The sequence below is a fragment of the Anabaena sp. UHCC 0253 genome (assembly GCF_009712085.1).
GTDB lineage: Bacteria > Cyanobacteriota > Cyanobacteriia > Cyanobacteriales > Nostocaceae > Dolichospermum.
Map to the genome: position 1 here is coordinate 483,604 of NZ_VILD01000004.1, position 10,999 is coordinate 494,602.

Sequence of the window (10,999 nt, forward strand, 5' to 3'; positions counted from 1 at the left end):
ATTGCGAGTGGAACGGAGTGGAACGCAGCAATCCCAAGAGTTTTGGGTAATTTACAGTTCGTTACATAGTTGGGTTAATTAGCATCTACCTACTTATAGTATGGAAATAATCAGGTTATTATTGCCTTATGAACCAACCCATTCCTACAATTAATACACGACTTCTTGACTCTCTGACTCAAATTATCCTTTCACTTTCTCAAGAAGAATATCAAATCTTAGTAGAAAAAATTCAATACTCTCGACTAGCTGAACACCAGAAAACACAAAATATTGAATTCTTAAAACAGGATATAGCCACAGGTATTCAACAACTCCAAAATGGTGAATACACAGAATACGATGAAAATAATTTATCTACTCTCATAACTTCAATTAAAGCACGAGGTCGGGAACGTCTCCAAGGAGAAATATCTGAGTGAATTACTTTCGGATTTCAAAACTAGCAGAAAAAGATTTAGAAGATATTTGGATTTATCTCGCTCAACAAAATGAAATATTAGCAGACCAAAAAATCGCACAAATTTTTGATAAATTTCCGATGTTAGCTCAATTTCCTAATATGGGAATAAAAAGAAACGAACTACAAACAGGACTTCGTAGTTTTCCTGTTAAGCCATATATTATCTTTTATATTCAAGATTCTGCAAGTTTAGAAATTGTCAGGATTTTTCATAAATCTAGAGATATAGAAAATCAATTTTCAAACGATGATATGTAGAAATTCTATTTAATTTTTTCCTGTGACTTTTGATTTTTGACTTCCGTAGGTGGTTGTGCCAGTTGAAAAACTTGAATTTTCTATTATTCCACGCAGGTGGACTTTGTTTGTGTAGCTGCGATTTATAATCACCAAGGCTTTTCAACCCAATAGCAGTAGTACAAAATTGCCCAAGTCACCAAGCCCTAAAAATGCTAGTATAGGAAGTGAAAATCAATTTGTGATTTCTTTGTGTTTTCCCGTAATCGCCCTGCTGTATTCCTGAGTTTAGCTGTTTTCCTATCTTCCCTAACAGCTTGTACCAATGGTCCATCTGCCAAAAATCTAGAACAATCATTAGCGGCTGATCCTCAGTTGCAAAATAATCCTGTTCCCTTTGGCAAACCTCAGACTCAGCAAGTAACACCAAACCCAAACACATCAACAATTAAGTTACCTGCTGATTTTCCGTCAGATATTCCCATTTATCCCAATGCGGAATTACAGGAAATTACACCAACTAATTCAGAAAATAAAATATCAATTCGTTGGCAAAGTGCCGATCCTAGTAATTTAATTACTAGCTTTTATCGTAGCCAATTTCAGGCTAAAAACTGGCAGATTGTGCAACAACCTCAAGATGATGTAGAAGGTGCTTTTACAGCCCGACGCAATGATTTACTCATCAACGTCACAATTGTGCCACAAACGGTTACTAAAGCTGAAGCCAATCAACCCCAAACAGCCACTAAATTAGTAATTGAATATTCGCCTAATTCTCAAACTACAGCGAATCAAGTTACCCCATCAGATAATCCCGAATTTATCGGTCCATTATTACCTAAAACTAATAATACTAACGTAGTCACCCAGCCAACTACCCAACCAGAGACTTTAGCAAGCCAAGAATTTACTGATATTCAAAAAGCACCTCCAGAATGGCGATCGCACATTCAAGATTTAGCTACATTAGGTATTTTATCCATCGAACCAAAAACCAACGAATTTCTACCTGATAAAACTATCACTCGTCGAGAATATGCTCGCTGGTTAGTTGCGGCTAACAATGCCATGTATGCTAACAATCCAGCCAAACAAATTCGGTTAGCATCCTCCAGCACTCAACCAGCTTTTAGAGATATCTTAACTAAAGATCCCGATTTTCCAGTTATTCAAGGATTAGCCGAAGCAGGTTTACTTCCTAGTGCCTTGTCGGGAGATGCAACAGCGGTTTTATTTCGTCCTGATGCCCCTGTAACGCGAGAACAAATGCTATTATGGAAAGTCCCTTTAGATACCCGTCAAGCCTTACCCGCAGCCAATTTAGAAGCCGTTAAACAAACTTGGGGTTTTCAAGATGCAGGTAATATTGAACCCAAAGCTTTAAGGGCAGTTTTAGCTGATTTCCAAAATGCTGAACAATCAAATATTCGCCGAGTTTTTGGCTATACAACATTATTTCAACCCAAAAAACCTGTAACTCGTGCCGAAGCTAGTGCAGCTTTGTGGTATTTCGGTACTCAAGGTGAGGGAATATCAGCAACAGAAGCCTTAAAGCTGAAGAGTTAAGGTTATTAATTGACAATTGACAATCGTCAATTGTTTTATTTATCGGAAATCACCCAATTAATATTTTTTCTGGTTGATAACGGATTTCATGAGTACAGGGACGACCTAGTTCAATATCACTTATATTACCCAAAGTAGTCTCAGCAATATTCTGTAAAGCCTCTTTCGTAAAAAAGGCTTGATGTCCAGTAATCAGAACATTCGGAAAAGTTGTCAAATGCTGAAAAACATCATCTTGAATGATTTCTTCGGACAAATCTTCAAAAAATAATTCCGATTCTTGTTCGTAAACATCTACACCAAGATAACCAATCTGCCCCGATTTTAAACCCTCAATTACTGCTTGGGTATCAATCAACGCACCCCGGCTAGTATTAATAATCATCATACCCGGTTTCATTTGAGCGATCGCTTCACTATTAATCAAATGATGAGTTTCCGGCATCAGAGGACAATGAAGAGAGATAATATCAGCATTAGCCAAAAGCTCAGGTAACTCTACATATTTACCACCTAAAGCTTCTAACTCTGGGTTGTGATAAACATCATAAGCCAGAAGATTACAGCCAAAGCCTTTCATAATCTGTCCTAAAATTAGCCCGATTTTACCTGTACCAATAATCCCTACTGTGCGCTCATATAAATTGAATCCTAACAGCCCATTCAGAGAAAAATTACCTTCTCGCACACGATTATAGGCGCGGTGAATTTTGCGATTTAGGCTTAAAATCAATCCTACCGCGTGTTCTGCGACTCCATAGGGTGAATAAGCCGGTACACGAACAATAGTAACTCCTAACTTGGCTGCGGTTGCTAAATCTACATTATTGAACCCTGCACAACGCAAAGCAATAAGATGAGTTCCCCCAGCAGCAAGAATTTCTAAAGTAGGTGCATCAACTTGATCATGAACAAATACACAAACACAGGGAAATCCTGCGGCTAAGATGGCGGTATCCCGATTTAGACGGGGTTCAAAAAATACCAACTCATATTGAGTTTGAGAATTTGCAGCTTCTAAAAACTGCCTATCGTAATTTTTTGTACTGAAAACTGCTACTTTCATGCCAAATCTCAGGCTATATGCTGCATGGGTTTCTCGTCCATCATAACTTGACTTCAAAAAAGGCAATGTTCAACAAGAGGAAGTCTAGACAAAACGGGAAAACCTTCTAAGCAGCGTATATCAAGGATGTCAATTTGTTGGTGTAGCTGTTGGTGTAGCTGTTGGTCTAGCTGTTGGTGTAGCTGTTGGTGTAGCTGTTGGTGTAGCTGTTGGTGTAGCTGTTGGTTTAGCCGTTGGTGTAGCCGTTGGTGTAGCTGTTGGTGTAGCTGTCGGTTTAGGTGTCGGTTTAGCCGTTGGTGTAGCTGTCGGTGTGGCTGTTGGTGTAGCCGTTGGTTTAGCAATAATGCTCTTAACTTCTTGATCTAGTTTTTGGCGAAGTCGTAAATCAGCAATACCAGTTTCTGGAAGCTGGTGTTTTTTCTGATACTCTTTTACCAACTCTTCTATTCGGGGACTGTAAAATTGATCACCGGGTAATAGAGGATTTGGCTTGAGTGCAGCATTCAAATTACGTTGGAGAATTTGAACGATAATAGCAGCGTGATTTTGGGTTTGGGGACCAGCTTTTCCATCCACCTTTAGCTTGTAACCTGTTTGAAATTCAGTAATAGCCTTTTTAGTTTCTTCGTCGGTAAGGGGATTTTTTGTAACTTTAATGTTATAACCTAACCCTCGTAATACAGAGCGGAATTCATCGGGCTGATAGTTGCGCTCACGAGCAGCAAAAGCTATATTTGAAGCCACAACACTAGCTGTTACGAAACAGGTTAGAGCAATACTCTTACTATATTTTCCTATATTACACCACATCATCAAAACTCCTTAGTAGTAAGATCAAGAATGATACCAGTCTATTTTAAATTTATTTAACAATTGTTTTCGCAATAACTAGTCATCATAAACAATGGTAATTTCTAAACTGGTTGCAGTTTCTAAGTTTACACCATAATCGGCGAAGCATTCGGGCGATTAATTATCCATTTTTTCCCATGTAGGGGCGAAGCATTCAGGCGACAAATTATCGGTTTTTTCCATGTAGGGGCGAAGCATTCAGGCGATTAATTCTCGGTTTTTTCCCAAGTAGGGGCGAAGCATTCAGGCGACAAATTATCGGTTTTTCCAAAATTTATTTTCCGAATGCTTCGCCCTTACACCGAAGGCTGATACTTCCATATCCCGTCAGGTATACGCCCTTACGAATTATGCTGTATTTACCTAAATTAGCAACATTTCAAGAATATTTAACTTCTGCAAAATTCGATTGCCGATAGTAAGAATCATAGCCTTTAAGTTGGCATTTATCACCATTAGCAACTATCCCTAATACATTGATTGGATATCTTTTGAGGCTATCCTGAACTTGTAAGAGGGCTGATTTATCTGTTTGATTCATTTTGACAACTAGTATGAAACCATCAGTATAAGGAGCTATTAATCTAGAATCTACTAATCCTAACATCGGGGGAGAATCATAAATTACTAAATCAAAATTCAGACGCAAATATGACATTAGTTGCCTCATTTTATCCGATGACAACAACCTCGCCGGATCAGGTGGTATTGGTCCTGAAGTAATCACAGATAAATTCTTCATTCCCGGCATTTCTTGAATCACCTGCTCTACTGCTATATTTGCAGAAATTAAATTACTTAATCCCCATAAGTTATTTAATCCTGAGAGTTTGTGAACTTGTGGACGGCGAAGATCAGTATCTACGAGTAATACCCTTTTTCCCATCGCAGCAGCTATTTGAGCTAAATGAAATGCTACTGTACTTTTACCATCTCCGGGAAGAGAAGAAGAAATTATTAAAGAACCAATTGGTTGATCAGAATTGAGTAATTGAAGATTACCATATAAAATTTGTAAAGATTCCCAGAATGCTCCTTGACTATAATAACTAGACTGGGTAATCTGACGAGTGAGCATATTAGACAATTGATCCGTGTTTTTAGGAAAATTATCTGATAGTTGTTCTTTCTTACTTACCTTACCTGCAATATCTAAGGATGAATTATTAGCTATAGTTTTATCAAAGGGAAGACTTCCTAATATGGGTAGTTTAATCTTTTCTTGCAGAGACTCAATGTTATGATATGTATTATCCATCTCTTCAATGAGTAAGGCTGCACCAATGCCTAACAAAGAACTAGCCACCAATCCTAATAGTAAACTGCGGGGAATATTGGGGTAAATTGGCAATTCTGCTAGAGTAGGTGATTGAATTAATTCCCAAGGAAGTTCTGTTTGTGCTACCTCTATTTGCAGCTTTTCCCGATTACCTAAAAACCTAGTCAAACTCTCATTGGCTAGTTGTAAATTCCGCTGGATATCAGTGTATTGCCTCGATAAAACTGGTAATTGCTCTAATTCTCTTTGCAGTTGTTGTTCTGCTTGTGCCTGTTGTTTACTATCTGCCTCTATTTTCTGAAGTAAAATTGTAGCTTCAGCTAATTTGATAGTTAAAGTTCGTTTTGCTTCTTCTCTAATAAGGGGGAAGAGGTTATCTCTTTTTTCTTGTAAGGTTTGAACGACTGGATTATCGGGTTGAAATCGAGCTAATTCTCCAGATATTTGGGTTTCTAATTGGCGTTGTTGAGTAATTAATTGTTGATATATAGGGGCATTATTAATTGCAGCAAATTGTCCTTCTTGTCCCTGTAAACTCATATAATTAGCTCTGGCAGCGGCTAACTGTTGATTTATAGTTAGTCTTTGTTGCGTCAGAGATTGGATTTGCCCAGAAATTCTTTGAGATTGGCTTTCTGGATCAATAAAATTATATTTTTGTCGGAATATTTGCATTTCTCTTTGTAACTGCGCTACCCGATTTTGGATATCAGGTAGTTGTTTTTCTACAAATTGAATTCCTTGACGCAGTTTTGTTTGCCGCTTGTCTAAGCTGTAGTTTAAATAGAATTGAGAAATTGTATCTAATATGAGTTGGATCTTTTGAGTATCATGACTTTGATATTTAACTTCGATTACTTTTGTTGCACCAAAGCGACGAATAGTTAAACCTTGTATAAGAGCATTATAACTAAGATCAGGATATGCTTCTTGCAACTTTGTCAAAACAGGTTGTAACAGTTCTGGACTTCTGAGAACCTGAATTTGACTTTCATAATCTAGACTACTTCCTGAAGAAGCGTTAGAATCGAGTAAACTTAGTTTCCCTACTTTGCTATCATCATTGACAGATTCAACTAAGATTTGAAAGCTACCTTGATATACAGATTCTTGATTCAGTGTTGAATAACTAACACCAGCCATTGTGACAGAGACTACCCCTGTGATAATAATTGCTCGACGTTGTATAAGACCAAAAAAGCGTTTTAAATTCCACTCATTAGCCTCTTCTGGAAACGGCGAAAAGGTTGCATAGGGAGATAGTTTAGAGCTAGGAATAGAGTCGCCGTAATAACTTCTATGGGTTGTCGTTTGCTTCTCAATCATTGATTTTTATTGGGTAAATAGTAAAGTAAAGATATATAAATGTTTTTTACTATCGTGAAAAAATGCCGTTGTTTATTTCGGCAATTAAAAATAAACTTGAAAACAAATCAAAACACAAGTAGGTTACTTGGATCAAGAGATGCAAAAATGCTGCATTGTATCAAAATTTTTGTAGAGCCTTTATTATACATAAAGCATTTTTATATTTTACACGCTGACTTGTCATTTGTCTGTATTTATAGCAATAGTATTTTAATTTTGAAAAAATCTAAGTATTTGTAGGGTGCGTTAGGCAAAGCCATGACGCACCATTAATTAAGTTTAGGGTGCGTTAAGCGATCGCTTGTCACTACGATCTATATAATAAGAGCCTAAAACTAAACTATCCATATTAGTTCTTAAGAAACACTGGATAGCTTCTTTAGGTGTCCTGACAATCGGTTCATTTTCGTTTAAGGATGTATTAAGGAGTAAAGGAATAGCTGTGCGTTGGTAAAAGGTATTAATCAACTCCCAATAGAGGGGATTACTTTTGCAGCTAACACTTTGTAAACGTCCAGTACCATCTACATGAGTTACAGCAGGAATTTGCTCTCTTTTTTCAGGACGAATTTTGAAGACTTTTTCCATAAAAGGTGCTGGTTCGTCAATTTCAAAGTATTCACCTACAAATTCTTCGAGAATGCTGGGAGCAAAAGGACGGAATTTTTCTCGGAATTTAATTTTTAGGTTAATAATGTCTCGCATATCAGAGCGACGAGGATCGGCTATCAAAGAACGATTACCTAATGCTCTAGCGCCAAATTCCATCCTTCCTTGAAACCAACCAACTACTTTGCCATCACAAATAGCATCTACAACATGGTTTAACATAGCTGCTTTCTCTAACTGCTTAGGCTGTAATTCATGAGCTTGCAATTCTAATAAGCATTCTTCATCAGAGAATTCAGAACCCCAATAAGCATGACTTAAAATAAACTGACGAGGTTGTTTGAGTATTTGATTCCAAACAAAAAAGGCAGCACCGATACAAGTCCCATTATCAGCAGCCCCTAAAGGAACATAGACATTTTTAAAGGGAGTATTTTGAGTAATTTTGCCATTGGCCACCGAATTCATGGCGACACCACCTGTTAAACAGAGATTTTCACTTTTATAGCGATCGCTCAATTGATTGAGTAAATGGAAAATTATTTCCTCTGTTATAGCTTGTAGGGATGTGGCAATATTCTGATGCTTGGGTGTCAGTTCAGTATTTACTTGTCTTGCTGGTCCTAATAATTTTTCTAGTTCTGAACTATGAAATGGTGCGACTGTGGGTGCGCCATTATCCCATTTCATAGCAATACCCTGTTCATGGTGAGTAAAGTAATCTAGGTTTAGCTCAAAACTATCTCCTTTAGGAAAAATAATTCTTCTGAAGGCTTCCAAATATTCTGGTTCTCCGTAAGGAGCTAATCCCATAACTTTGTATTCGTCACCATAAGCAGGAAAGCCTAGATACAGAGTAATGGCATTGTATAAATAACCAATAGAGTGAGGATAGTGAGTACGAGAAAAATATTCTAAATGATTACCCTCTCCTGCGGCTGTAAGGGTGCTAACAAAGTCTCCCATACCGTCAACAGATAGAATAGCGGCTTTTTCAAAGGGGGAAACAAAAAACCCGCTGGATAGGTGTGTTGTGTGGTGTTCTAGGGTATGAATAGGTGCTTTAATTTCCTGAATTTGACAATTACAAGCCGCTGCTAATTGTTCCTGAAGATTAGTAGATTTACTTTGTTTGCTAAATCTATCTAGGAGTGATGCTAACGATGGTCGTTGTTTGAGGGTGAATAGGAGTTTGCGATTAAGATTGGCTTTGGGATTGAAGGATAAAGCTACGTGATCTAAATCTGTGGCACTAATACCACCAATTTTGAGACAATAACGGATAGATTCTGCGGGAAATCCGGCCCAATGTTTAACTCTATTAAAACGTTCTTCTTCAACGGCTGCTATTAATTGACCATTTTGGATCAAACAAGCTGAAGCATCGCCATGATAGGCGTTAATTCCTAGTATATTCATTGTTGTATAGGGTTTTGAAAAAACTATCAGTATTGTTATAAACTACTTTCAAAAGAAACATAGTTTAGAATTGATCAGCAATGAGTTGGTATTACACAAATAAAGTCTACCTGTATGGATTTTCCCAAGGATATAATTAGGGCTTGCTGATAGCGTAGCGTGGCATTAGCCATAAAAGTTTTTTGGTTAGGGGTAGAAGTCAGGAGTCAGGAGTCACCGAGGAAGAATTAGAAGAAGAGAAGAAGAGAAGAATAGTCTTGAATCTGGTCAAGTGATAGGTTTTTGCTAGTTTCAACACTTATTCCTTGCACCTGATTCACCTTTTTAACCTTCAAACTCTTGATATATCTAAGTTTTAGCTTTATTAAGCAAGCTCTAATTAGCTACAGGCATAGAACGCTTATGAAAACGAGGATTCAAACTAGCTCCGGTACGACCTGATACTATCCATAATATCGAACGTCCAGTGTCTCGAATAATACGGACAATTGATTCTCTAGGTTGAGGAGAAGGGATAGTAACAGGGGTAAAAGTTATGCCTCGACTACCTAAAATCAGCGTTGCAATAATCTTAGCTCTGGGTATATGATAGGCAGCAGTAATTAAGTAAATGTGCTGAATTTTATAGCTTTGAAAATCTGCTACAAGGGTTGTAAAATTAGTAACGGTATCAACAGCGCGGTAGTCGAGATGAAGGCGGCTGTTGGAGATGTTTGCGCTTTCAAAAATCTCATGAGCTTGTTTTGCCGGTCTACCACTAGAAACCCAGATATTTAGATGTGGATGTTGTTGAGCAAATTGGGCTGTAAATTTTTCTCTTTCTACATCTCCACCAAGGGTGAGGATAGCTTGAGGATAGGGTGCTTGGTAGGAAGTGATCGCTATTCTTACAGGTATAATACTTAAAAAAATCAAGATAAAGCTTGTTGCCGCCAAAACCGTATACTTTCTAATTTTGCAGTACAACAATTCCATTAGAGATATTCCCTAGTGTTTTAATTTCTCTGCTTCGATTATATGTATACTGAGGAGAATTTCTGCTAATACACGCTGAAATGTATAATAACAGCCATGCCAACCATCAAGAATACCACCTTTGAGGATCAGACAATAGACTAAAATTATTAAAGGTGCTAAGATTTTCTTTTTGCGGATGCGATCGCCTAAACTAAGTTCATGATTAGGAGTTGCCAATAATTTTTTACTTTCCAAAATCATATAACGATCTTGCGCCCATAACCAACGACTCAAAGGTTTGCGATCGTCATGATAAATGTAAGCAGATAATTGGTCAGATTTACCTTTATTTCCTAAAATTTGAGTATGTCCATCATCAATATAAATGGCTTTATCTTTGCGAAAGAGTATTTCACGGGGGGGGAGTATAGTACCGCGTAAGGGTTTACCAAATACACAATACTTGAATTTAGCAAAGTAGCCATCAATACTGGTATTTACAGGTAAAGTAGTAATTTCATTAATGAGTTCATCTGTGAGGACATAATCCGCATCTAGGGATAAAACCCATTCTGTTGTAACTTGTTCTAACCCATAATTCCATTGATTAGCGTGAGTATCAAATTTCCTTTTAAATACTTCTACTTGAGGATAGGAAGATATAATTTCAAGTGTTTCATCTGTACTATAACTATCAATTACAACAATTCTACTAACCCAATTGAGTTTTTCTAGAGTACGATTAATATTAGGTGCTTCGTTATAGGTAAGAATCAGAGAGGTGATTTGTTCTAACATTATATTTTGATAATTTTATTATTTTAATTAAGATATTTTTGACTAATTAAAATTAAGATGGGTGATTAATTTACTTATTTTTCATGATGATAATCAATCCTTATTTGTATTAATTTATAGTACGTCGTTGATAATGTCTTGATAAACTGAAACCATTTTTGATGCCACCCTATCCCATGTATAATTTTCTAGGATAAATTGACGAGCGCGATCGCCTGTTGTTTTTGCCTCTTGAGGATAAGCTAAAATTTGTTGTATGGAAGTGGCGATCGCATCTATATTTAGTTCTGCAACACAGCCTAGTTGTTGCTCTGCAATCATATCAGCTAAAGCTACCCCAGGCGTGACAATAACAGGAATACCCGCAGCAAGAGCTTCTAAT

10 protein-coding genes are annotated in these 10,999 nt (G+C 37.2%); 3 read left to right on the forward strand and 7 right to left on the reverse strand.

What is annotated here, in order from left to right; genetic code table 11:
* Window positions 1-128: 128 nt before the first annotated feature.
* The 3 genes from FJR38_RS13860 (at window position 129) to FJR38_RS13870 (ending at window position 2,269) form a co-directional block, all read left to right on the forward strand.
* Complete coding sequence (locus tag FJR38_RS13860; protein WP_168537619.1) at window positions 129-422, forward strand: hypothetical protein; 294 nt, start codon at window positions 129-131, stop codon at window positions 420-422.
* On the forward strand, window positions 419-721 hold the full coding sequence (locus tag FJR38_RS13865; RefSeq protein WP_168537621.1) for a type II toxin-antitoxin system RelE/ParE family toxin: 303 nt from the start codon (window positions 419-421) through the stop codon (window positions 719-721). The genes FJR38_RS13860 and FJR38_RS13865 overlap by 4 nt, the downstream gene beginning before the upstream one ends.
* Window positions 722-952: 231 nt before the next feature.
* Complete coding sequence (locus FJR38_RS13870; protein WP_168537623.1) at window positions 953-2,269, forward strand: S-layer homology domain-containing protein; 1,317 nt, start codon at window positions 953-955, stop codon at window positions 2,267-2,269.
* A 49-nt stretch (window positions 2,270-2,318) separates the two neighbouring features.
* Here FJR38_RS13870 and FJR38_RS13875 read toward each other — a convergent pair whose 3' ends face one another.
* From FJR38_RS13875 to FJR38_RS13905, 7 genes are all read right to left on the reverse strand, one after another.
* Window positions 2,319-3,335, reverse strand: a complete 1,017-nt coding sequence (locus tag FJR38_RS13875; RefSeq protein ID WP_168537758.1) for a 2-hydroxyacid dehydrogenase — start codon at window positions 3,333-3,335, stop codon at window positions 2,319-2,321.
* 129 nt (window positions 3,336-3,464) lie between these two features.
* The gene (locus FJR38_RS13880) at window positions 3,465-4,145 is read right to left on the reverse strand and encodes a peptidoglycan-binding protein (protein WP_168537760.1); all 681 of its coding nucleotides are present in this window, start codon (window positions 4,143-4,145) and stop codon (window positions 3,465-3,467) included.
* A 421-nt stretch (window positions 4,146-4,566) separates the two neighbouring features.
* A complete protein-coding gene (locus FJR38_RS13885; protein ID WP_168537625.1) occupies window positions 4,567-6,792 on the reverse strand; it encodes a polysaccharide biosynthesis tyrosine autokinase in 2,226 nt (741 codons plus the stop codon).
* Between the two features lie 321 nt (window positions 6,793-7,113).
* On the reverse strand, window positions 7,114-8,862 hold the full coding sequence (locus tag FJR38_RS13890) for a carbamoyltransferase C-terminal domain-containing protein (protein WP_168537627.1): 1,749 nt from the start codon (window positions 8,860-8,862) through the stop codon (window positions 7,114-7,116).
* 375 nt (window positions 8,863-9,237) lie between these two features.
* Window positions 9,238-9,837, reverse strand: a complete 600-nt coding sequence (locus FJR38_RS13895) for a YdcF family protein (RefSeq protein WP_168537629.1) — start codon at window positions 9,835-9,837, stop codon at window positions 9,238-9,240.
* Window positions 9,838-9,849: 12 nt separating this feature from the next.
* The gene (locus tag FJR38_RS13900; protein WP_168537631.1) at window positions 9,850-10,617 is read right to left on the reverse strand and encodes a glycosyltransferase family 2 protein; all 768 of its coding nucleotides are present in this window, start codon (window positions 10,615-10,617) and stop codon (window positions 9,850-9,852) included.
* Between the two features lie 114 nt (window positions 10,618-10,731).
* Window positions 10,732-10,999: glycosyltransferase (locus FJR38_RS13905; RefSeq protein ID WP_168537633.1), on the reverse strand; the 268-nt coding region annotated here is incomplete at its 5' end.